Source organism: Glaciimonas sp. Gout2 (assembly GCF_035018905.1).
Classification (GTDB): Bacteria; Pseudomonadota; Gammaproteobacteria; order Burkholderiales; family Burkholderiaceae_D; genus Glaciimonas.
In genome coordinates this window covers 12,099-34,308 of sequence record NZ_JASJXA010000026.1, presented here as the reverse complement: position 1 = coordinate 34,308, position 22,210 = coordinate 12,099, and the positions used below count along the sequence as shown (strand labels likewise).

Below are 22,210 nucleotides of genomic sequence, written 5' to 3'. Positions count from 1 at the left end.
AATGTGGATGCTTCGCCCATGTGAATGATACTTCTGCCGCATAGAGAAATACGGAGCGGGTTTAATGCGACGACATAAGCAATGTACTTCTATTCTTATGCATCAAGACATCACTATTGATATCAAATCTCTCGACATGGATGCCCGGGGAATCGGCCACCTGCACAATGAAGACGGCACTCAAGGCAAAGTGATCTTTGTTGAAGGAGCCCTTCCAGGAGAAAATGTTAGCTTTCACTCATTTCGTAAAAAAAAGAAGTGGGAATTCGCTACGATGACAGCATTGCATCGGGAATCTGTCTCGCGCATAAAGCCACGTTGCCAGTTTTACGGTGTGTGTGGCGGATGCGCAATGCAACATTTAGAGCCGAACGCCCAGGTTGCCATAAAACAACGTGTACTAGAAGATAACCTTTGGCATATCAGCAAAGTGAAAGCGGATCTCATGCTGCGGCCAATTTATGGGCCAACATGGGAATATCGCTATCGCGCTCGGATTTCTGTGCGGAACGTGCCTAAAAAAGGCGGCGTTCTAGTTGGATTTCACGAGAGAAAGTCGCCCTACGTCACCAACATGACCAGTTGCGAAATTTTGCCCGCAAAGGTGTCTGCGATGTTAGTGCCGTTGCGTGGATTGATCGGCTCACTGACCATCATCGAACACTTGCCGCAGATTGAATTAGCGGTGGGCGAAAATGCGCAAGGCGAAGTCACTGTGATGGTATTGCGCATTATGGCGGCGTTGAGCGCGGAGGATGAAGTTAAGCTGAAGGCGTTCGCCGATGAGTATCAGGTCCAGTGGTGGCTCCAAACCGGGGCGCCAGAGACAGCAGCGCCGTTTTATCCTGCGCAGAGCGATCTGTATTACACGTTGCCTGAATTTAATATCCGCATGCCGTTTAAGCCGACTGACTTCACGCAAGTCAATCATCAGATCAATCGTGTATTGGTAGCAAAAGCAATACGTTTGTTGGGCTTATTGCCGGAAGAGCGGGTTGCTGATTTGTTTTGCGGTTTAGGTAACTTTACGTTGCCACTCGCAACGCTGGTACGAGAAGTGGTTGGCATCGAGGGTAGCGAGGCGTTAGTTGTGCGCTCGAGAGAGAATGCGGTCGTCAATCAATTAGGCGACAAAACCACTTTTTATTGCCGGAATCTCTTCGAGGCCACCACTGGAGATTTTATTGCACTCGGTAAATTCGACAGAATGTTAATTGATCCGCCAAGGGACGGTGCGGCGGCAGTATGTGCAGCCATAGTCGGATTGGCAGACTCAAATCGTCACCTTATGCCGAAACGCATTGTGTACGTGTCTTGTAGTCCATCAACATTGGCGCGTGATGCTGGGACGTTAATTCATGGCGGATATCGATTGTCTCAGGCGGGTGTCGTTAATATGTTTCCGCATACGGCCCATGTCGAATCGATTGCCGTATTTGATTTGGTTGAAGCGACCGCATAGCGTTAATTGCAAATTGTTAAGTCCTTTACAAATGTATAAACGTTAAAAAGCCAACCTCAAACGGTTGGCTTTTGAATAGGTATTTCGCGTCTACAGCTAAATGATTAAATGTAATATTAGTTCCGATTGCCACCAAAAATCCCTAGCAACGATAAGAGATTAACAAAAATATTATAAACATCAAGATAGATGCTTAATGTTGCGCGAACATAATTAGTCTCGCCACCGTTAATAATTTGTTGCACGTCGTATAAGATGTAGGCCGAAAAAATCGCAATAGCAATGACTGATACTGCCAAATAAAGTGCTGGGATTTGTAAAAAGATATTCGCCACACTTGCCACTATTATAACGATCAAACCAGCAAACAACCATTTCCCCAGGCCAGAGAAGTCGCGCTTGGACACTGTAGCAATTGTTGCCATGACTGCGAATACGATCCCGGTACCGCCGAACGCCATCATAATCAGTGTTCCACCATTCGAAAACCTGAGCGTATGTTCAATCAGTCTCGTCAGCATCAGACCCATGAAGAACGTAAAGGCTAACAGGACGACTACACCCCAGCCGGTATCTTTGGTTTTTTCAATAGCGTAGAAGAATCCGAAAGCAATTGCCATAAACGCAACAAATCCGATCATCGGATTGCCGGAGAATAGATTGAAATTGAGTTGTACGCCAACCCAGGCACCGCCAATTGTTGGAATCATCGACAGCGCGAGTAGCCAATAGGTATTACGTAGCACGCGATTGCGAACGCCGCTTAGACCTGCGGTGGTGCCCGTTGGTGCGTAACGATGTTGCTGATTTGAATTCATGATTATCCCTTTTTTAACAGCGTGAACATAAGCTGGAAGTAGCATAGCACGTTGTGGTAAGACTATCTTTGCCACGGCCATCAAGCCTTATAGGTCGTTCGTTAATTCAGACAGTTTTCAGCGTCAGAGGTTCTATTGGGGTGTTAGGTCGCGGTGATATGGTTCTCTTGCAGGTGTTTCGTGGTAAAATCTAAGGTTGATTGGATTATAAAACAATCCTTCTAAAACATGGCATTAATGCATGATTTTACCTAACACAATTTCAGCCAATTTCGCATAGTTCTGACTAGCACCGTCTAGTATCAATGCAATTGAAGATGTAATTGAATAACTTACACCAGTTTGACCTTTCTATATTATTGGAGTTTTTTTAAATGGCAATTGAACGCACCCTATCGATTATCAAACCAGACGCAGTCGCTAAAAACGTCATCGGTCAAATTTACAGCCGTTTTGAAACAGCTGGCCTGAAAATCATCGCTGCGCGCATGATGCATTTGTCCCGCGCCGAAGCAGAAGGTTTTTACGCTGTGCACGCTGCTCGTCCATTCTTCAAGGATCTGGTTGATTTCATGATCTCTGGTCCTGTTATTGTGCAAGCACTGGAAGGCGAAAACGCTATCCTGACGCACCGTGACCTGATGGGCGCGACAGATCCAAAGAAGGCCGATAAAGGCACGATTCGTGCTGATTTCGCAGATTCGATCGATGCAAATGCAGTTCATGGCTCCGATGCCGCTGAAACAGCTGCTGTTGAAATCGCTTATTTCTTTCCTGCTTTGAACGTGTACTCACGTTAATTCGCAAAGCACGAATTAGTAAGGTGTTAATAAGTATCAAGTCAGTACGTGCAATGAAGCACAGATAATTGATAAGTTAGTAAGTTGTAGTACGTTGATCCGCCTGACATTTGCATTCATTTTTTGCATTTGCACACGGATCAACAATTAGATGGAATCTGTCATGACAGCTCTCACCAACCTGCTGGATCTGGACCCTGCGCAACTTGTCGACTATTGCGGCGAATTGGGTGAGAAGCCGTTTCGCGCTAAGCAATTGCTACGCTGGATACACCAGTTCGGAGCAAGTGATTTCGACGCAATGACCGATCTGGCCAAGTCCTTACGCGACAAACTGGCCACGCGCGCGATGATCGCCGCACCGGCCGTAATTAGTGATCATATTTCCACAGATGGCACCCGCAAATGGTTGCTGGATGTCGGACAGGGTAATGCTGTAGAAGCGGTATTCATTCCCGAAGAAAATCGGGGCACGCTGTGCATTTCGACTCAGGCTGGATGTGCCGTAAACTGTCGTTTTTGTTCAACTGGCAAGCAAGGTTTTAGCCGTAATTTGACCGTGGGTGAAATCATCGGTCAGTTATGGATGGCTGAATTTGAGCTCCGCAAATCAAAAAATATTGACCCTGGTCCAAAAGGTGAGCGCCAGATTACCAACGTGGTAATGATGGGCATGGGCGAGCCATTACTAAACTATGAACCGACCGTTACTGCCTTGAAACTGATGTTGGACGATAACGCCTACGGCCTTTCTCGCCGCCGCGTTACGTTGTCAACCAGCGGCGTGGTACCGATGATTGACAAGTTGTCGCAGGATTGTGCTGTGGCGTTGGCCGTCTCATTACACGCTTCCAACGATGCTTTGCGGGACGGATTAGTGCCACTAAATAAAAAGTATCCACTTAGCGAACTGATGGCATCTTGCCGACGCTATCTGGAGTTTGCACCGCGCGATTTTGTAACATTTGAATATTGTATGTTAGACGGCGTTAACGACAGTGATGCTAACGCCCGCGAGTTAATCGCTCTGGTCCAGGGACGCAGTGGTAGCGAGGCAGTGTCCTGCAAATTCAATCTCATACCGTTCAATCCGTTTCCAGAGTCTGGTCTTAAACGGTCTAATAATCCGCGGATAAAAGCATTTGCACAGATCCTCATGGATGCCGGAATCGTCACAACGATACGCAAGACGCGAGGCGATGATATCGATGCCGCATGCGGGCAGCTAGCCGGAGAAGTGCAGGACCGCACCAAAGTCCAGGAGCGCATGCAAAAAATGGCCGAGTATCAGCAAAAATTTGGTAAAAATTTCGGTCGCATTGTTGAGGTCTCTGAGTGAAATCAAGGTGCATGAGTATTCTCATCATGGCTACCGTTGCGATGTTGACGTTGTTGGCGGGCTGTACATCGCCATCTGGTGGCAACTTTGCGAATAAAACCGAACCGGGCGCGCGCCGCGAACTTCCAACCAATTCTGATCTGACTGAAGCGCAGCGGCGTGCCCGTATCCGCCTGGAATTGGCGGTTGGTTACTATGGTCAGGGTCAGTTGGAAGTAGCGCTGGATGAAGTGAAACAGGCGATCGCCGCAGATCCTGAGAACGCAGATGCTTATGGCATGCGCGGATTGATCTATATGGACATGGGCGAAGTCGGCTTGGCCGACGATAATTTGCTCAGGGCGCTTAAGTTAGCACCTAACAATCCTGATATCGCCAATAACTATGGTTGGTTTCTTTGTAAAAATGGACGAGAAAAAGAGTCAATCGCTTATTTTCAAAATGCATTGAAGAGTCGTTCTTATCTTTCTCCCGCTAAGGCGCTCACTAACGCTGGTGTCTGTAGCCTAAAGTTGAGGGATGGCATCAGCGCAGAACGGTATTTTTTGCAAGCATTTCAGTTTGACGCCGGCAACCCTCTGACTAACGTTAACCTGGCTTTGATTGCCGCAGATCGCCATGACACTGAGCGGGCGCGTTTTTATATGACGTTGGTCACAAAAATAGACGTACTGAGTGCGGATGTCTTATGGAGCGCCATTAAGGTTGAACGTAAGTTGGGTGATCGCGTAGCGGAAACAAATTTGGTGACGCAGTTGCGTCGAGTCTATCCAGGATCTGCAGAATATGGATCCTATCAGCGCGGAGTTTTTGATGAGTGAGCCGGACCAAACTATTACTAATATCACCAGCGAGGAAATAATTCAGGGTAGTGATCAGGTAGCCTCTGTAGGGATGCAACTGGCGTATAAACGTCAGCAAAATGGTTGGTCTATCGATGATGTCGCCAACCAGCTGAAGCTGGCACCGCGCCAAATTCAGGCGATCGAAGCTGACGACTACGCTGCCTTGCCGACTATTGTGATGACACGTGGATATATTCGGTCCTACGCAAAGATGTTAGGACTGGATCCAGCGACGATTTTACCGAGCACCGTGCCTGTCATGCCGGTAAAAACCCAAATTTTGGGCAAGCAACCTACCAGCGCGACGATTTTTTCTGAGTCGCGGCTACTGTTGGGGGGGCGTAATCGAATTCCTTACAATTGGATTTTCGGCGCTATTGCTTTAGTTTTGATCGGTATTTTAGTGGCGGAGTTTGGTGGTTTTTCTTCATTGCGTCGACCGTTCGGAGCAACAGCTCCGGTATCGGCTGCGAATCATGTAGAGGATGGGGTGCCGTCGAGCCAAGTAAACACGCCCGCCGCACCAGCATCAAATAGTCATACGGTGATTGCTACTGAAAGTGTTTTAGCGCCTCTCGATGCCGTTATTGCAGCGGTCAAGCCACAAGAGGCAACCGCTGCAATTCCAGCTGCCCTAGCGGGAGCTAATATTTTAAAATTAACGTTCAAGCAGGATTCCTGGGTTGAAATAAGGCGTGCCGATAAAAAGATTCTTTTCTCTCGCGTAGGAAAAGGCGGTAGTACCGAAACATTTGATATTGATCAGCCTGTGTCCGTTGTGATTGGTAATTTAGCGGGCGTTGATGTGACTTTGCGTGGTGAAGCAGTCGATCTGAAAGCTGGCACTAAAAACAATATTGCCCGACTGAATCTGAAATAATTCTGAAAGCGAACCATCCATGTCGGATTTGAATTCTCCAATAGCCTCTGGTCCCGGTATTCGTCGCATCAGTCGCACAGCCATTGTCAGTTATGGTAAGCGTCAAATATTGATCGGCGGCGGTGCGCCCGTTGCAGTGCAGTCTATGACAAATACAGATACTGCGGACGCCATTGGAACAGCGATTCAGATCAAAGATCTGGCGCGCGCAGGATCTGAATTGGTTCGTATTACCGTCGACAGGCCGGAAGCGGCGGCAGCCGTGCCAGCTATTCGTGAGCAACTTGATAAAATGGGAATTGATGTCCCGTTGGTAGGGGACTTCCATTACAACGGCCACACCTTGCTCAATGATTATCCCGAGTGCGCGCAAGCGTTGTCTAAATATCGGATTAATCCGGGCAATGTTGGTAAAGGTGCCAAGCGTGACACCCAGTTTGGCCAAATGATCGAGATAGCTTGTAAATACGATAAGCCTGTCCGGATTGGTGTAAATTGGGGCAGCCTTGATCAAGCTCTATTAGCGCGCATCATGGATGAAAATGCGCAACGAGATGAACCGTGGGGTGCTCAGGCAGTCATGTACGAAGCATTAGTGACGTCTGCTATCGAAAATGCCATTCGTGCAGAAGAGCTGGGTCTGGCGGCAAATCGTATTATCTTATCGTGTAAAGTTTCTGGAGTGCAAGATTTGATTGCGGTGTATCGCGAATTGGCGCATCGCTGTGATTATCCTCTGCACTTAGGACTGACCGAGGCTGGTATGGGAAGTAAAGGGATAGTTGCCTCCACAGCCGCATTGTCTGTACTGTTGCAGGAAGGAATCGGCGACACGATCAGGATTTCACTCACCCCTGAGCCGGGTGGTGACCGTACGAAAGAAGTTGTTGTGGCGCAAGAAATATTGCAAACAATGGGCTTGCGTAAATTTGCCCCAATGGTGATTGCTTGCCCAGGATGTGGGCGGACTACTTCGACTGTATTTCAGGATTTGGCAGATAAAATTCAGACTTACCTGCGCGATCAGATGCCAGTGTGGAAAAAGGCTTATCCCGGGGTTGAAGGCATGAACGTCGCAGTCATGGGCTGCATCGTAAATGGTCCCGGTGAATCCAAACATGCGAATATCGGGATTAGTTTGCCCGGCACTGGAGAATCTCCTGCCGCACCAGTTTTTATTGATGGCGAAAAAAAGATGACGTTGCGCGGGGAGCGAATTGCTGAGGAATTCCAGGGCATAGTGCTCGATTATGTTAAAAAACGCTACGCCACTCAAGCTGTGGAGTAGCCAAGTTCCAAGTTGTGCAGCGCTGTTTAGTATCAAGCCTCATCAAATTTATGAATACTTAAGTGAGCATTAAAAAGAATGTCCGAATCTAAAAAAGTTGAAAAAATTGTTGGCGTAAAAGGGATGAATGACATCCTGCCTGCTGATGCGGCTTTGTGGGAGCTGTTTGAAAATACAGTGGAGTCGGTCCTGAAAAGCTACGGCTTTCAGCAGATTCGTACCCCTATCGTCGAACCTACCGCTTTGTTTTCTCGCGGTCTTGGCGCGGTTACCGATATCGTCGAAAAAGAAATGTACTCATTTACTGATTCGATGAATGGTGACAATCTAACCTTGCGCCCAGAGAGTACCGCGAGCGTCGTTCGCGCTGCGATTGAGCATAATTTGACTTACGATGGCCCTAAGCGGTTGTGGTATAGCGGCCCTATGTTTCGCCACGAACGTCCACAGCGTGGGCGCTATCGTCAATTCCATCAGGTCGGTGCCGAGGCAATTGGCTTCACTGGACCGGATATCGACGCAGAACTTATCATGCTTTGTCAGCGTCTTTGGGATGACCTGGGGCTCGACAACATTAAACTTGAATTAAACTCAATCGGTGACGCCGAAGAGCGAAATCGGCATCGCGTCGACTTGATCGCTTATTTTGAGAGGCACAGCGAGGTGCTGGATGCTGATGCGCAACGTCGCTTGCATTCCAATCCTTTGCGTATTCTGGATACCAAAAATCCGGCTATGCAAGATATGGTCAACGGCGCGCCGCAATTGCTCGATTATCTGGGTGAAGCTTCGCGTGCCCATTTCGATGGCGTACAAAAAATACTCAATCACAATAACATTCCGTTCACTATCAATCCTCGTTTGGTGCGCGGTATGGACTATTACAATCGTACAGTTTTTGAATGGGTGACAGATCAACTCGGCTCCCAAGGTACGGTTTGTGGTGGTGGACGCTATGATCCGCTGGTCGAAATGTTCGGCGGAAAATCGACACCGGCATGCGGTTTTGCGATGGGTGTTGAGCGGTTATTAGAGTTGATGCGGGCTAGTGGTGAGCCGGTAACACGTAATGAGTGTGACGTTTATCTGGTGCATCAAGGGGATGCCGCGCAATTACAATCGTTTGTGTTAGCTGAGCGTTTGCGTAGTGCCGGATTGGATGTTGTGCTACATTGCGCTTCGGCAAACTCAGGAGGAAGCTTTAAGGCGCAGATGAAGCGGGCTGATGCCAGCGGTGCCGCCTATGCCGTTATTATCGGTGACGATGAAATCGCGAATAATACCGCTGCAGTCAAAGTACTTCGCGCCGAAATTGGCGCTAAAGAGGATGGCAGTAATCAGGCCATCGTGCCTTTTGACGGCGTCACTGACTATTTGGTAGATCAGATAGTCGGAAACGATCATCACGGGCACGATCATGACCACCAGCACGTTCACTATCACCATTAAAGTAAATTATCATGGCATTTAATCTTGAAGAGCAAGAACAGTTAGCGACCATAAACGACTGGTGGAAAAAGTATGGAAACCTCGTTACCTGGGTGGTGATCATTGCGCTCGCCGGTTATGCCGGATGGGGTGGCTGGAAGTACTATCAAAATAGTCAGGCTTCGCAAGCATCGCAATTGTATGAGGAGATGCAAAAAGCGGTTGGTGCCAAAGATAATGCTAAAGTACAGCGCGCAGCAGCGGATATGCAACAAAAATTCAGTAGTACAGCCTACGCAGAGATGGCAGGGATGACTGCTGCGAAAGCTGCCTTTGACGCGAACGATCTGAATGGCGCCAAGGCGCAATTACAGTGGGTTATTGATCATGGTCGGCAAGAAGAGTACAAGACAATTGCTAAAATTCGTTTGGCCGGTATCCTGCTTGATCAAAATGCGTATGACGAAGGGCTAAAAGTATTGACCGGAGATGTATCGCCGGAATTTGCCAGTGCGCTGGCAGATCGTAAAGGTGATATTTTGGTTGCTCAAAATAAACTTGATGAGGCGCGCGTCGCTTACCAATTAGCCATCGACAAGGCCGTCCAAGGTAACCCAGGACGACAGCTGATTCAAATAAAGCTGGACGCGATTGGTGGGGCGCCAGCTAAGGCTGCTGCCTGATCTGTTAAATATTTATAGACAAAAAGTTTTATAAAAATCAAAAGATTCGCTCAGAAAATTTTCGCAAAAAAGGAAACAAATGCAGAAATTGCAAAAAGTCCGTACAGCCGTAAAATTTGCATGTGCTGGTGCGGTGCTTGTGTTGTCAGGATGCTCATTGTTCGCTGGCAAAGCACCCAGTAATCCACCAGCTGCGCTAGTGACGTTTAAACCTGCTGTTACGGTGCGGACCGTTTGGACAGCTTCGGTGGGTGGTGCGGGCACTTATACATTTTCGCCAGCGGTTTCAGGTACGAGCGTTTACGCGGCATCGGCGGATGGTGTCATCAGTCGCATCGACGCATCCACGGGCGTATCGGTCTGGCGCATCAACGCGGGCATGAAATTAACCGCGGGAGTGGGTACTGATGGATTCTTTGTCGCAGTAGCTGGCGAAAAAGGCGCGTTATTAGTCTATGATGCTGAAGGAAAACTACGCTGGAAAGCGCAAGCATCAAGTGAAATATTGTCGTCACCAGCGGTCGGGCAGGGTTTGGTGATTGTGCGCAGTCTGGATAATCGAATTTCGGCTTTTGACGCAGAGACAGGTGAGCGTCGCTGGACAGCGCAACGCAGCGTTCCATCGCTTACTTTGCGGTCTGCGCCTGGAATATTGATTGTCCCGCAAGCTGCTTTCGTGGCATTGCCAGGTGGTCGTTTGTCTGCATTGAATTTGACCAACGGCGGACCATGGTGGGAAATGGCAATTGGCGATCCTCGCGGTACGACAGAGCTGGAACGGGTTGCAGATGCTTCCGGTATGCCGCTTTTGGTCGGGCGTGACATCTGCGCAGTCGCTTACCAAGGTCGCGTTGGATGTTTTGATGCAGGCTCCGGCGCTGCCCACTGGGTTAAAAATTTCTCCAGTGATGTGGGCGTCGGAGGAGATGATCAGCGTCTTTACGCTGCCGACGAGCATGGCGGAGTAAGCGCATTTGCGGTCGATAGCGGGACCGCAGAGTGGAGTAATACGGAATTGGCGAATCGTCGCCTAACGAGTCCTGTTGTATTAGGTGACACGGTAGTAGTCGGCGATTTCGAAGGCTATATTCATTTCTTGTCACGTGCGAATGGGACATTGATCGGTCGTGTTCGTGCCGATAAAAGCGCGATTCTGCCCAATGCTGTTGTTGTGGGCTCGAATGTAATTTTTCAAACTAAATCAGGGACATTGATCGCATTCGCGACAGAGTAACAACTTAATGAAGCCAGTAATCGCACTTGTAGGACGCCCAAACGTCGGGAAATCGACTTTATTCAATCGCATGACGCGCTCGCGCGATGCGTTGGTTGCCGATATGCCCGGCCTGACCCGTGACCGCCACTATGGTGAGGGTCGCATGGGCGAGCGGCCGTTTTTGGTCATCGATACCGGCGGTTTCGAACCGGTCGCCAAAGATGGCATCATGCATGAAATGGCAAAGCAGACCAAACAAGCGGTGGCCGAGGCTGACGTTGTCATTTTTATCGTAGATGGCCGCCAAGGATTGACGCCACACGATAAGACCATCACCGATTTTCTACGCAAGTCGGGCCGGTCAGTCATGCTGGTCGTGAATAAATCTGAGGGAATGAAGTACACCTCCGTCACGGCAGAGTTTTATGAGTTAGGCTTGGGCGATCCGTATGTCATTTCTGCTGCCCATGGTGATGGTGTTGCGGATCTGGTGGAAGAGTCGCTTGATCTTGCTTTTGCGCAGCGTCCTCCAGAAGTTGAAGAGCCGGTCAGCAATGAGAGAAGTATCAAAATTGCGATTGTAGGTCGTCCTAACGTCGGTAAGTCAACGTTAGTTAACACCTTGCTGGGAGAAGAGCGCGTAATTGCGTTCGACATGCCGGGAACAACTCGCGACTCTATTGAAATTCCTTTTGAGCGTGATGGCACCCAATATACGTTAATCGATACCGCCGGAATTCGTCGGCGTGGTAAGGTTTTCGAAGCAATTGAGAAATTTTCGGTCGTGAAAACGCTTCAGTCGATATCCGAAGCGAATGTGGTGTTGTTACTACTTGATGCGCAACAAGACATATCTGAACAAGATGCGCATATCGCGGGTTTCATTTTGGAAACAGGTCGTGCGTTGGTGGTCGGCATTAACAAATGGGATGGCTTAACCAGCGAGCGCCGCGATGAAATTAAAATTGATCTTGATCGCAAACTGAATTTTCTCTCTTTTGCAAAATTTCATTACATATCAGCTTTGAAGTCTACCGGTATTGCACCGTTGATGAAGTCTGTCGATGCTGCGTACGCTGCCGCGATGTCGAATTTGACAACGCCGAAACTAACAAGGGCATTGCTGGAAGCCGTCGAGCATCAGCAGCCGCGACGTAAGGGCTCAATCCGTCCTAAACTGCGCTATGCGCATCAGGGTGGTATGAACCCGCCGATCGTCGTGATACACGGCAATTCACTCGAAGCGATTGATGCCAACTACAGGCGTTATCTTGAAAAATACTTTCGTGAAACTTTTTCACTAATTGGGACTCCATTACGTATCGAGTTCAAGTCGGGGAAAAACCCGTTTGCACGTCCGGTAAAATAGTTCGTTGGCAGTAATGTGAGAAATCGTTTACATTCGTCATACACCACCGAGTCATACATAGAAGCTCCGTCAAATAAGGCGGGGTCTGTTTGACTTCTAATCACAACAACATAGTGGAGTAGCCATGAGTAATAAAGGGCAATTGTTACAAGACCCGTTTCTGAACGCCTTACGTAAAGAGCACGTTCCGGTTTCGATATATTTAGTAAACGGTATTAAGCTGCAAGGTCATATTGAATCGTTTGATCAATACGTTGTGCTCTTACGCAATACCGTCACGCAAATGGTATACAAGCACGCGATTTCGACTGTTGTTCCTGCACGGGCTGTGACGCTTAATCTTGAAGCAGACGCAGAATAATCAATCGCTGTCAGTTTGGGCAGCTATTCGACTCCCCCCATGCGCGCCGCACTAGTCGGCGTGGACTTCGGCAAAGGTGACTTTGCCGCAAGTCTGGAAGAACTATCCTTGCTCGCAAAATCGGCGGGGGCGATGCCAATCATCACCATCACCGGAAGGCGAGGGGCGCCGGATGCCGCGTTATTCGTCGGTTCAGGCAAGGCGCAGGAAGTTGCCGATGCTGTGCATGATGATGAGCTAGAGATCGTTATTTTTAATCATGCACTGTCCCCTGCACAGCAACGCAATCTTGAGCGCGTATTAAAAGTGCGTGTACTTGATCGGACGAGCTTGATTTTGGACATTTTTGCCCAACGTGCTAAGAGTCACGAGGGTAAAGTGCAGGTTGAGTTAGCGCAACTTCAACATTTGGCGACGCGCCTTATTCGAGGCTGGACCCATCTGGAGCGTCAAAAAGGGGGGATTGGTCTACGTGGCCCCGGCGAAACGCAACTTGAAACTGATCGTCGTCTGATCGGGGACCGTGTTAAGGCATTGCGTGGTCGGTTAGAGAAATTACATCGACAACATGCTACGCAACGGCGCGCACGTGGGCGCAGTAACGTTCCTTCAATTTCTCTGGTTGGTTATACTAATGCGGGAAAATCGACGTTGTTCAATGCCTTGTCCAAAGCCGGCGTGTACGCGGCAGATCAATTATTCGCGACGTTGGATACGACTTCACGAAAAATTTACCTTGGGGAAGGTGCCAATGCAGTGATTTCGGATACCGTAGGTTTTATTCGTGAGTTACCGCATCAATTGGTCGCCGCGTTCAGGGCAACGCTTGAAGAAACAATCCATGCAGATTTGTTGTTGCATGTTGTAGATGCTGCCAGTCCGACCAGATTGGAACAGATCGAGCAAGTTAATTTAGTCTTGAAAGAGATCGGTGCTGATCATATTCCGCAGATTTTGGTGTGGAACAAGATTGATGCCGCTGAGTTGGAGCCGGGGATAGAGCGTAACGAGTATGATAAAATCCAGCGTGTTTTTGTAAGTGCTCAAACTGGCGCCGGTCTTAATTTAATGCGTCAGGCTATTACTGAATTTGTAACAGATAGCAACGCGGCGAGGGTCGAGCAACACCAAGGTGAGAATACCCAAGATTTGCAGTTAAAACGCCTCTAACGAGCATTCCAACCTATTTCTATACCGGATCACGATCGAATGCTTGGTTCTATATTAAAAAAACTTGGTGTCAAATTTTCGCTAAACGACCCGCAGTGGGGTCGTAATTCGCAAAATGACAACCAACAAAACAACGACGGCAAAAAGCCGAACAATGGCCCTCCAGATCTCGACCAGCTATGGCGCGATTTTAACCAACGTATAAATCGCTTTTTTGGTAACAAAAAAAATGGCGGTGGCAGCGGTGGCGGTGATTCTAATGGCGGAGGCAGTGGTTTTCCTACAGGGAAAAGCGCTGGTGTTGGCGCGGGCGTTATCGCCGTCATCGTTGCTTTCCTTTGGTTGGCTAGCGGTTTTTTTACCGTTCAGGAAGGCCAAACTGGTGTCGTAATGACATTTGGAAAATATAGCCACTCCACTATGGCCGGTTTTAACTGGCGCTGGCCGTATCCGATTCAAAGTCATGAGATTGTCAACGTTTCAGGCGTTCGGACAATTGAAGTTGGTTATCGCGCCAATGCTAAAAATAAGCAACCTAAAGAAGCGCTCATGCTGACTGAAGATGAAAACATCATCGATATTCAGTTTGCAGTTCAGTATAAACTTAAAAATGCTGCCGACTGGCTCTTTAAAATTCGAAATCCGGAAGAAACGGTACGTCAGGTCGCCGAAGCTTCAATTCGTGAAATCGTTGGTAAAAGCCAAATGGACTTTGTGCTGTACGAGGGGCGCGAAAAAGTTGCGTTAGATGTTAGTCAGTTAATGCAGCAAATTCTCGATCATTATCAGAGTGGAGTACAAATCACGAATGTGACGATGCAAGGTGTACAACCACCTGAACAGGTCCAGGCCGCTTTCGATGATGCGGTTAAAGCAGGTCAGGATCGCGAACGGCAAAAGAATGAGGGCCAGGCTTACGCTAATGACGTGATTCCTAAAGCGCGTGGCGCAGCTTCTCGTTTGCTCCAGGAAGCCGAGGCGTATAGTGCCCGTGTTACTGCGAATGCCGAAGGTGATGCATCACGTTTCAAGCAAGTGCTGACTGAGTATCAGAAAGCGCCAGCCGTCACCCGTGACCGTATGTATTTGGATACTATGCAACAGATTTTTGCGAATACGACTAAAGTCATGATTGATGCCAAGAGCGGAAATAATCTATTGTATTTGCCATTAGATAAGTTGATTGCCCAATCCGTAGCATCAGGTTCGGCTGGCAACGCAATGCCGAATACAGGAGCTACAGGTGTCAGTCCAGCTACTGCGCCGGTAGCAACGGTTAAAGAGAGCGATGCGCAGGCAGTTATTGACTCGCGTTCCCGTGACACACGTGATCGGGAGAGCCGCTAATGAATCGCTTAATATCTCTCGCTGTAGGTCTGTTTATCGTAATAGGAATATTGCTTTCGACGGTATTTGTAGTTGATCAGCGTCAATACGGCATCCTGTTTGCCTTCGGTGAAGTGAAGCAGGTAATTAATGAACCTGGTTTGCATTTTAAATTGCCGGCTCCGTTTCAAAATGTCGTATTTTTGGATAAGCGGATTTTGACGATTGATCCGCCAGAAGCAGACCGGTTTATCACTGCCGAAAAGAAAAATATCCTCATTGATGCTTTCGTAAAGTGGCGTATCACCGATCCTAAGTTGTTTTTCGTCAGTTTTGGTGTGGACGAACAACGTGCTCAAGATCGCATGTCTCAAATTGTCAAAGCGGCGTTGAACGAAGAAATAACTAAACGCACAGTGCGTGAGGTAATTTCAGGCGAGCGCGGCAAGGTGATGGATGCGTTGCGTAAGAAGGTGGCGGAAGAGGCCAGGCAGATTGGAGTTGATATTGTTGACGTGCGGTTAAAGCGCGTCGATTATGTTGATCAGATTAATGCTTCTGTGTATGACCGGATGAAGTCCGAGCGTGCTCGTGTTGCCAATGAATTACGATCTACTGGTTTTGCTGAGTCTGAAAAAATTCGGGCTGATGCAGATAAACAACGGACTGTGATTTTGGCTGAAGCTTATCGTGATGCAGAAAATATGCGAGGCGAGGGCGATGCCAAAGCTTCACAGACTTATGCGCAAGCGTTTAGCAAAAGTCCAGAGTTCTACAAGTTTTACCGTAGTCTTGAAGCGTACCGGGCAAGCTTTAAGAGTCGCCATGATTTGATGGTGATTGATCCGAACTCCGAGTTCTTTAAGTATTTCAAGAGTCCGGGAGTTGGTTCGGCTAAATGAGCGAATAAGTAAAGATCTGACCCAAAAAAGATTGTCTGAGGTTAATATTTAGTGGCTTGTCGCATACCGCGACAGTCACTAAAGTCGTTAACAACACTGATCCAGGTCGTAATTTAATGGCGTCATTTATCGAGACGCCATTTCTTTTTTTGGTGGCGAGGATAATTTCTGATACATTCGGCACTGTCTGGTTTGCGGCACGCACGCGGAGTGGATTGTATGCACGGATTGTTGGGTTGTATACTCCGTCGCGTTTGATAATGATGGTTTCCTGCACTGGTAAGTTCCGGTGCTGAATTTTTTGGTTTATTTTTTATATGCCTAATTGGCTTCTTCCTGAAAACATTGCCGATGTTTTACCGTCCGAGGCGCGTAAGATTGAGGACTTAAGACGTTTAATTCTTGATAACTTTCGCGTGTATGGTTACGAACTTGTGATGCCGCCGATGTTGGAGTACGTCGAATCGTTATTGGCAGGCGCGGGGCAAGATACCGAATCGATGACCTTTAAACTGGTCGATCAATTATCTGGTCGTACACTTGGAATCCGAACTGATATGACAACGCAAGTGGCGCGAATTGATGCGCATTTGCTCAATCGTTCGTCGCTTACGCGACTTTGCTATGCGGGTAGTGTTTTACGCACCCGTCCGTCCGGTTTGCATGCGACTCGCGAGCCATTTCAGATTGGTGCAGAGATTTATGGACATGCAGGACTTGAAGCGGATGCAGAAATTCAACATCTTGCACTAGCTTCGCTTGCGCTTGCTGGTATCACCAAGGTTCGTTTGGATTTGTGCCACGTCGGTATTTTACGAGCGATTATTGCTGAAGACCCCGCTAAAAAAGACGAAATTGCGCTAGTTAAGTTATTAGAAGCAAAAGACACTCCGGGTTTATTGGAAATAAGTGCATCCTATGGTGCTGTGACGCGTGCCGCTATACTAGCTTTACCGAATTTGTATGGCGATAGCACTGTGATTCAGCGAGCCCGTGACATATTGCCAAAATTACCAGAAATTACCAAAGCGCTGGATGAACTACAAGCACTTGCGCATGCAGCGGGCGAAGACTGCGTAACCGTGGATTTGGCGGATTTACGGGGTTATCATTACGAAAGCGGGGCAATATTCGGCGCTTACGTTGCTGGTCTTCCGAACGCTTTAGTTCGCGGCGGTCGTTATGATCATGTCGGTGAAACGTTTGGTCGGTCCCGTCCGGCGACAGGTTTCTCGATGGATTTACGTGAGTTAGCGCGTCTGATGCCGAGTGCAGAGCGTAAGGCGGCAATTCGCGCGCCATGGAGTACAGAAGCAGGTTTGAAGGAAAAGATTGTGACGTTGCGTCAGGCTGGTGAGATAGTAATTCAAAGTTTGCCAGGCCACGAAAACGATCAAGATGAGTTCGATTGCGACCGTGTGGTCGTGCTCGAAAATGGCCACTGGATTATCAAAAATTTGGACTAAGTGATGTTACAGAAAAGTACGCAGAAAAACGTTGTCGTCATCGGTACCCAATGGGGCGATGAAGGTAAAGGCAAGATTGTTGATTGGTTGACTGATCATGCGCAAGGTGTTGTGCGTTTTCAAGGTGGCCACAATGCTGGGCATACGCTGGTCATCGGCGGTAAAAAAACGGCATTGCAACTCATTCCGTCGGGCATCATGCGACCGGGCGTCGCATGCTATATCGGTAACGGCGTGGTCTTGTCGGTTCCTGACTTGTTGCGTGAAATCGATAAGCTGCAAGCTGCGGGTGTTGAAGTAGCATCCCGTTTGAGAGTATCCGAAGCTTGCCCTATTATTCTGCCTTACCACACCGCACTTGATGCGGCACGCGAAGTAGCGCGTGGCGCGGCGAAGATAGGTACGACCGGCAAAGGTATTGGTCCAGCATATGAAGACAAAGTAGCGCGTCGGGCAATTCGCGTTGCCGATTTGCTGAATGAAACACGCTTCGCTGAAAAGTTGAGAGAAAACCTCGATTATCACAACTTCGTGCTGACCAATTATTTGAAGGCAGATGCAGTTGACTTTCAGAAGACCTACGACGATGCATTAGCCAACGTGTCACGATTGGCGCCTATGGTCGCCGATGTGTCGAGTGAGTTATATGCGGCCTACAATAATGGCGCCAAGATACTGTTTGAAGGCGCGCAAGGTAGTTTGCTTGACGTTGATCATGGTACTTATCCATTCGTAACATCAAGTAATTGCGTCGCTGGTAACGCTGCTGCGGGTTCGGGCGTCGGTCCAAACATGTTGCATTATATCCTGGGTATTACCAAGGCTTATACAACGCGCGTTGGATCAGGACCATTCCCATCTGAACTGCCTACCGATCAAGGCATCGGTTTGCATCTATCAAGTATTGGTCATGAATTTGGTACCGTCACCGGTCGTGCGCGTCGCTGCGGTTGGTTTGATGCTGCACTGTTGAAGCGATCAGTACAGATCAACGGTGTCTCCGGTATGTGTTTAACAAAGTTAGACGTGCTTGATGGACTGGAATCATTGAAGCTATGCACCGGTTATACGATCGATGGCAAAGTAGTCGATATTTTCCCGGTTGGTGCTGAAGAAGCTGCACGTTGCGTGCCAATCTACGAAGAAATGCCGGGCTGGACGGAAGTCACAGTGGGTGCGAAAACGATGGATGCGTTGCCAGCAAATGCACAAGCTTACGTGAAGCGCATCGAAGAACTGGTCGGCGTACCGATTGATATGGTCTCTACCGGTCCTGATCGTGAAGAAACTATTGTCTTGCGTCATCCTTTCAAATAACTAAAAAGAAGATAAGTAAGATGAACGTCTCCAACGATCAACACCTATGGGTTTCATGGGATGAGTACAACCGTGCCATCGAAAAACTTGCACTCACCGTGCACGAGTCTGGTTGGAAATTTGATCAGGTTCTTTGCTTGGCGCGTGGCGGGTTGCGCCCTGGCGACGTCTGCTCACGTATCTTTGACGTTCCATTAGCCATTTTGTCGACCAGTTCCTATCGTGAAGCGGCCGGAACTGTGCAAAGCGAACTGGACATTGCTGCGCACATTACGATGAGTCGCGGATCGCTGGCTGGTCGCATTTTGCTGGTCGACGATTTGGTCGATTCAGGCGTGACGCTTGATAGAGTGCAACGTCATCTTCAGGAAAATTACTCGCCGGTCACAGAGGTTAAATCAGCTGTAATTTGGTGGAAAGATTGCTCGACAATTAAACCAGATTTTTATGTGGATCACCTGCCTACGAATCCGTGGATACATCAGCCGTTCGAAGACTATGATAGTTTGCGTCCACATCAGCTCGATGCATGGTCAAAGCGAGGCATGGCACGTTAATTCTGCCCAGCGGGCCTCGCTCGTACGACCAAAAAACCTAGCGGTGCGCTAGGTTTTTTTTGTTGAGATGTCGTTCTTGAGGCACGGTATATGTTTCTTTGGTACCAATTTAATCTTGAAACACTAGGTATAGCGTGTGTCTTAGAGGGGTATATCGACGTTCGTTGGGAAAGTATAAACCAATCATTTGTTTACCCGATGTCACAATATCGAATTCTTTGGGGTGTTTATCATCAGTCTCCAAAGCCCCATTTTTGGGCTCATAGACGCTTCCTCCTGGCACGGTTCCACGATACATCCAATGGCTTCCCTCCATCAACATGATCGAATAGCCGTCATCAAGCCTCACGATCACGCGATTCAACATCGTTCTCATCTGATTTCTATCGGCCAGCGTCAATGGCGTGATCGGTTGCGGTTTAGCCGCGAGTTTATCTACTCGCGTTACGCATCCAAACACAGGTAACAAAATGGTAACGCTCAATAACAATGCAAATGGTCGAGGTGTCATTTTGGTTTTCCAAAATAGGTCGATGTGGCTGACATTCAGATCAATAGTCGAGCGATTTACGTCGAACCAGCTAATTTCATCTCAGTACCGAACAAGTAGATGTTACCGCAATTGATTTCGTTATCTCCACAAAAAAATCAGTACTACTTCCATAGGCTTGATGAGGCGGACTGATTTAACTCAGCACGATTTATATAGCAGAAAAGAACGCTTATATAGGCCTAAATACGAATGATTTGCTGTTGTGTCGCCGCGACAGTGAAGACAAGACGACTTTCCAGCTAATTCGTAAGTGATGTTTTTTGATCTTGATTATTTCGAAATATAAATTCGATTAAAAAAAATAATAGAAAAATATTTCTGTGATGGCGCATTGTTGCTTACAATAGAGTTCACAAAAATAATCACGGAGAACCAAAATGATCGATGTCGCAGTCTTTGGAGCGGGCCGAATTGGCAAAATTCACGCGGCCAATCTTGTGCAGCAACCTGGCGTAAGACTCAAGTATGTTTGTGATGTGAACTCTCAGGCTGCGCAAGAGCTCGCGGCCCAAAATGGGGCGCAAGTGGCTGATATCGACGCTGCTCTGGCTGATCGGTCCGTTGGGGCGGTACTCATTGCTTCCAGTACCGACACGCATGCCGATCTTATTTTGCGGGCAGTAGCGGCCGGAAAAGCCATTTTTTGCGAGAAACCGGTAGACCTGACATTGGCCCGCGCCAAGGCTTGCGCGTTGGCAGTTGCCGAAGCGAAAGTGACTTGCATGATCGGCTTTCAGCGGCGTTTCGATCCTACTTTTGAGGCTTTGAAGACACGCTTGGCGGCCGGTGAAATCGGCGATCCTGAAATGCTGGTGGTCACCAGCCGCGACCCAGGCGCACCACCAGTTTCTTACTTAAAAAGTTCGGGCGGCATTTTCAAGGATATGTTGATTCATGACTTTGATATTTTTAGATGGATACTGGATGATGAGGCGGTCAGTATTTCAGCCACTGGCAGTTGCTTAAGCGATCCGGCCATTGCCGAAGCCGGTGACATTGATTCTGCCGTGGTAACGATACGTACTCGCCGTGGCCGTTTGTGCCAGATCAACACCAGTAGACGCGCTGCGTACGGTTACGATCAGCGCTTCGAAGTGCTGGGCAGCAAAGGAATGTTGCAAGCAGGAAATCACAAGCCAACTGAAGTGATCTCATCAACTGCGCATCATGTCAGCCAAGATAGGCCAGAGCATTTTTTCCTGGAGCGTTACCGTGCTGCTTATGCACGCGAAATTGCCCATTTCTTTGATGTGCTGGTGAATGGCGGTAACGTGCGCACAACTATTGACGATGGCGTGAAGGCTTTAGCCTTGGCTGAAGCGGCAACGTTATCGTGGCGTGAAAGTCGTACGATAGATTTGTCCAAATGAGTCAGATCATGCGCACACATCAATCTTTAAAAGTGGGAATCGTAGGACTTGGCCGGCTTGGAAGGCGACACGCCGAGAACCTGATGCGACATATTCCAGGTGCGGAATTAGTCGCCGCATGTAGTCCTCTTGAAAGCGAATTAAGCTGGGCAAAAGAAGCGTTGGGAATCAAGAGCCTATACAGCAATTACGAGGCTTTGTTGGCGCACGAGGGACTCGATGTGGTGTTTCTGGTGACGCCAACCTCAATGCACCCGCAACAGATCATTGAGGCGCTGCGATCTGGAAAGCATGTGTTTTGTGAGAAACCGCTATCGCTGGATCTTGACGACTGTGTACGCGTGAGAGCGGAGGCTGCGTTACATCCACATCTGAAGGTAATGATTGGCTTTGTAAGACGTTTCGATGCGAGCTATCAGGATGCTTACCAAAAAATCCAATCTGGCAGCATCGGTCAGCCGTTTATGGTGTATTCACAGACGTGCGATCAACTTGATCCAGAGGGTTTCTTTGTCAAGTTTGCACCGACTAGCGGCGGGATTTTTCTCGATTGCAGCGTTCACGATATTGATTTGGCGCGATGGATGCTGGGCAATCCAAAGCCAGTACGTGTCTTCGCCAGCGGCACGATTGCAGTGCATCAGGACTTAAGCGCGTGCGGAGATGTCGATAATGGCGTCGCAATCTGTGAGTTTGAGAATGGTCGTATTGCGACCTTATACGCCTCGCGCACGATGCCGCATGGGCATGAGACCGTTACTGAAGTGACCGGTACGGGAGGGCGCTTAACGGTCGGGCGAAATCCTCGCCAAAATCGGGTCGAGATTGCAGACGCGACGGGAATCCGTAACGAATGCACGCCAACTTTTTTCGATAGATTTCAGGATGCTTTTTTGACTGAGGCAATGTATTTTGTTGATGCTATTCAGCAAAATAGGCCATTAAGTCTGACGCTCGATGATGCGACCGAGGCCACGCGGATTGGTATTGCCTTGAGGGAATCGTTGCTATCGAAGTTGCCCGTTACTCTTTAAAAGACGCAACTGGCGACCAATAAAGG

The 22,210-nt window shown here is 48.4% G+C and carries 21 protein-coding genes; 19 read left to right on the top strand and 2 right to left on the bottom strand.

Annotated features, from left to right (window positions below; genetic code table 11):
• The first annotated feature begins 97 nt into the window (after positions 1-97).
• The gene (rlmD, locus tag QN379_RS16450) at positions 98-1,462 is read left to right on the top strand and encodes a 23S rRNA (uracil(1939)-C(5))-methyltransferase RlmD (protein WP_322240575.1); all 1,365 of its coding nucleotides are present in this window, start codon (positions 98-100) and stop codon (positions 1,460-1,462) included.
• A gap of 116 nt (positions 1,463-1,578) precedes the next feature.
• On the opposite strand, the gene QN379_RS16445 is transcribed toward rlmD, so the two are convergent.
• The gene (locus QN379_RS16445) at positions 1,579-2,280 is read right to left on the bottom strand and encodes a Bax inhibitor-1/YccA family protein (protein WP_322237432.1); all 702 of its coding nucleotides are present in this window, start codon (positions 2,278-2,280) and stop codon (positions 1,579-1,581) included.
• A 374-nt stretch (positions 2,281-2,654) separates the two neighbouring features.
• On the opposite strand from QN379_RS16445, the gene ndk reads away from it, so the two are divergent.
• The 16 genes from ndk (at position 2,655) to QN379_RS16365 (ending at position 19,227) form a co-directional block, all read left to right on the top strand.
• Complete coding sequence (gene ndk / locus QN379_RS16440; RefSeq protein WP_322237436.1) at positions 2,655-3,080, top strand: nucleoside-diphosphate kinase; 426 nt, start codon at positions 2,655-2,657, stop codon at positions 3,078-3,080.
• 163 nt (positions 3,081-3,243) lie between these two features.
• Complete coding sequence (rlmN, locus tag QN379_RS16435; protein WP_322237440.1) at positions 3,244-4,419, top strand: 23S rRNA (adenine(2503)-C(2))-methyltransferase RlmN; 1,176 nt, start codon at positions 3,244-3,246, stop codon at positions 4,417-4,419.
• Positions 4,420-4,430: 11 nt separating this feature from the next.
• On the top strand, positions 4,431-5,240 hold the full coding sequence (gene pilW, locus QN379_RS16430; RefSeq protein WP_322237443.1) for a type IV pilus biogenesis/stability protein PilW: 810 nt from the start codon (positions 4,431-4,433) through the stop codon (positions 5,238-5,240).
• A complete protein-coding gene (locus tag QN379_RS16425) occupies positions 5,233-6,144 on the top strand; it encodes a RodZ domain-containing protein (RefSeq protein WP_323507096.1) in 912 nt (303 codons plus the stop codon). The genes pilW and QN379_RS16425 overlap by 8 nt, the downstream gene beginning before the upstream one ends.
• 19 nt (positions 6,145-6,163) lie before the next feature.
• Entirely contained in the window at positions 6,164-7,432 is a 1,269-nt protein-coding gene (ispG, locus tag QN379_RS16420; RefSeq protein WP_322237448.1) for a flavodoxin-dependent (E)-4-hydroxy-3-methylbut-2-enyl-diphosphate synthase, read from the top strand.
• A 78-nt stretch (positions 7,433-7,510) separates the two neighbouring features.
• The gene (gene hisS / locus QN379_RS16415) at positions 7,511-8,881 is read left to right on the top strand and encodes a histidine--tRNA ligase (RefSeq protein ID WP_322237451.1); all 1,371 of its coding nucleotides are present in this window, start codon (positions 7,511-7,513) and stop codon (positions 8,879-8,881) included.
• 11 nt (positions 8,882-8,892) lie between these two features.
• Positions 8,893-9,543, top strand: a complete 651-nt coding sequence (locus QN379_RS16410; protein WP_322237455.1) for a tetratricopeptide repeat protein — start codon at positions 8,893-8,895, stop codon at positions 9,541-9,543.
• A gap of 79 nt (positions 9,544-9,622) precedes the next feature.
• On the top strand, positions 9,623-10,777 hold the full coding sequence (bamB, locus tag QN379_RS16405; protein WP_322237458.1) for an outer membrane protein assembly factor BamB: 1,155 nt from the start codon (positions 9,623-9,625) through the stop codon (positions 10,775-10,777).
• Positions 10,778-10,784: 7 nt separating this feature from the next.
• Positions 10,785-12,128, top strand: a complete 1,344-nt coding sequence (gene der, locus QN379_RS16400) for a ribosome biogenesis GTPase Der (protein WP_322237461.1) — start codon at positions 10,785-10,787, stop codon at positions 12,126-12,128.
• Between the two features lie 124 nt (positions 12,129-12,252).
• Complete coding sequence (gene hfq, locus QN379_RS16395; RefSeq protein ID WP_108439546.1) at positions 12,253-12,489, top strand: RNA chaperone Hfq; 237 nt, start codon at positions 12,253-12,255, stop codon at positions 12,487-12,489.
• A gap of 39 nt (positions 12,490-12,528) precedes the next feature.
• Complete coding sequence (hflX, locus tag QN379_RS16390; RefSeq protein ID WP_322237464.1) at positions 12,529-13,659, top strand: GTPase HflX; 1,131 nt, start codon at positions 12,529-12,531, stop codon at positions 13,657-13,659.
• A gap of 39 nt (positions 13,660-13,698) precedes the next feature.
• Positions 13,699-15,006, top strand: coding sequence for an FtsH protease activity modulator HflK (gene hflK / locus QN379_RS16385; protein ID WP_322237467.1), 1,308 nt, complete (start codon positions 13,699-13,701; stop codon positions 15,004-15,006).
• Positions 15,006-15,887 (top strand): protease modulator HflC, encoded by an 882-nt coding sequence (gene hflC, locus QN379_RS16380; RefSeq protein WP_322237470.1) that lies wholly within the window; start codon positions 15,006-15,008, stop codon positions 15,885-15,887. The genes hflK and hflC overlap by 1 nt, the downstream gene beginning before the upstream one ends.
• 317 nt (positions 15,888-16,204) lie before the next feature.
• On the top strand, positions 16,205-17,353 hold the full coding sequence (locus tag QN379_RS16375) for an ATP phosphoribosyltransferase regulatory subunit (protein ID WP_322237473.1): 1,149 nt from the start codon (positions 16,205-16,207) through the stop codon (positions 17,351-17,353).
• Between the two features lie 3 nt (positions 17,354-17,356).
• Positions 17,357-18,670 carry an adenylosuccinate synthase gene (locus tag QN379_RS16370; protein WP_323507095.1) on the top strand — a complete coding sequence of 438 codons (1,314 nt, stop codon included), beginning with the start codon at positions 17,357-17,359 and terminating at the stop codon, positions 18,668-18,670.
• Between the two features lie 20 nt (positions 18,671-18,690).
• On the top strand, positions 18,691-19,227 hold the full coding sequence (locus QN379_RS16365) for a phosphoribosyltransferase (protein WP_322237478.1): 537 nt from the start codon (positions 18,691-18,693) through the stop codon (positions 19,225-19,227).
• 109 nt (positions 19,228-19,336) lie between these two features.
• Here the strand turns inward: QN379_RS16365 and QN379_RS16360 are convergent, their stop codons facing one another.
• Positions 19,337-19,738, bottom strand: a complete 402-nt coding sequence (locus tag QN379_RS16360; protein WP_323507094.1) for a hypothetical protein — start codon at positions 19,736-19,738, stop codon at positions 19,337-19,339.
• Between the two features lie 419 nt (positions 19,739-20,157).
• Between QN379_RS16360 and iolG the strand changes: the two genes are divergently transcribed.
• Entirely contained in the window at positions 20,158-21,150 is a 993-nt protein-coding gene (gene iolG, locus QN379_RS16355; RefSeq protein WP_322237484.1) for an inositol 2-dehydrogenase, read from the top strand.
• A gap of 8 nt (positions 21,151-21,158) precedes the next feature.
• Positions 21,159-22,184 carry a Gfo/Idh/MocA family oxidoreductase gene (locus QN379_RS16350; RefSeq protein ID WP_323507093.1) on the top strand — a complete coding sequence of 342 codons (1,026 nt, stop codon included), beginning with the start codon at positions 21,159-21,161 and terminating at the stop codon, positions 22,182-22,184.
• Positions 22,185-22,210: the final 26 nt, after the last annotated feature.

Coding starts and splice junctions, on each gene's coding strand:
- rlmD (WP_322240575.1), top strand. CDS start 98: ATGCATCAAGACATCACTATTGATATCAAATCTCTCGACATGGATGCC.
- QN379_RS16445 (WP_322237432.1), bottom strand. CDS start 2,280: ATGAATTCAAATCAGCAACATCGTTACGCACCAACGGGCACCACCGCA.
- ndk (WP_322237436.1), top strand. CDS start 2,655: ATGGCAATTGAACGCACCCTATCGATTATCAAACCAGACGCAGTCGCT.
- rlmN (WP_322237440.1), top strand. CDS start 3,244: ATGACAGCTCTCACCAACCTGCTGGATCTGGACCCTGCGCAACTTGTC.
- pilW (WP_322237443.1), top strand. CDS start 4,431: ATGAGTATTCTCATCATGGCTACCGTTGCGATGTTGACGTTGTTGGCG.
- QN379_RS16425 (WP_323507096.1), top strand. CDS start 5,233: ATGAGTGAGCCGGACCAAACTATTACTAATATCACCAGCGAGGAAATA.
- ispG (WP_322237448.1), top strand. CDS start 6,164: ATGTCGGATTTGAATTCTCCAATAGCCTCTGGTCCCGGTATTCGTCGC.
- hisS (WP_322237451.1), top strand. CDS start 7,511: ATGTCCGAATCTAAAAAAGTTGAAAAAATTGTTGGCGTAAAAGGGATG.
- QN379_RS16410 (WP_322237455.1), top strand. CDS start 8,893: ATGGCATTTAATCTTGAAGAGCAAGAACAGTTAGCGACCATAAACGAC.
- bamB (WP_322237458.1), top strand. CDS start 9,623: ATGCAGAAATTGCAAAAAGTCCGTACAGCCGTAAAATTTGCATGTGCT.
- der (WP_322237461.1), top strand. CDS start 10,785: ATGAAGCCAGTAATCGCACTTGTAGGACGCCCAAACGTCGGGAAATCG.
- hfq (WP_108439546.1), top strand. CDS start 12,253: ATGAGTAATAAAGGGCAATTGTTACAAGACCCGTTTCTGAACGCCTTA.
- hflX (WP_322237464.1), top strand. CDS start 12,529: ATGCGCGCCGCACTAGTCGGCGTGGACTTCGGCAAAGGTGACTTTGCC.
- hflK (WP_322237467.1), top strand. CDS start 13,699: ATGCTTGGTTCTATATTAAAAAAACTTGGTGTCAAATTTTCGCTAAAC.
- hflC (WP_322237470.1), top strand. CDS start 15,006: ATGAATCGCTTAATATCTCTCGCTGTAGGTCTGTTTATCGTAATAGGA.
- QN379_RS16375 (WP_322237473.1), top strand. CDS start 16,205: ATGCCTAATTGGCTTCTTCCTGAAAACATTGCCGATGTTTTACCGTCC.
- QN379_RS16370 (WP_323507095.1), top strand. CDS start 17,357: ATGTTACAGAAAAGTACGCAGAAAAACGTTGTCGTCATCGGTACCCAA.
- QN379_RS16365 (WP_322237478.1), top strand. CDS start 18,691: ATGAACGTCTCCAACGATCAACACCTATGGGTTTCATGGGATGAGTAC.
- QN379_RS16360 (WP_323507094.1), bottom strand. CDS start 19,738: ATGACACCTCGACCATTTGCATTGTTATTGAGCGTTACCATTTTGTTA.
- iolG (WP_322237484.1), top strand. CDS start 20,158: ATGATCGATGTCGCAGTCTTTGGAGCGGGCCGAATTGGCAAAATTCAC.
- QN379_RS16350 (WP_323507093.1), top strand. CDS start 21,159: ATGCGCACACATCAATCTTTAAAAGTGGGAATCGTAGGACTTGGCCGG.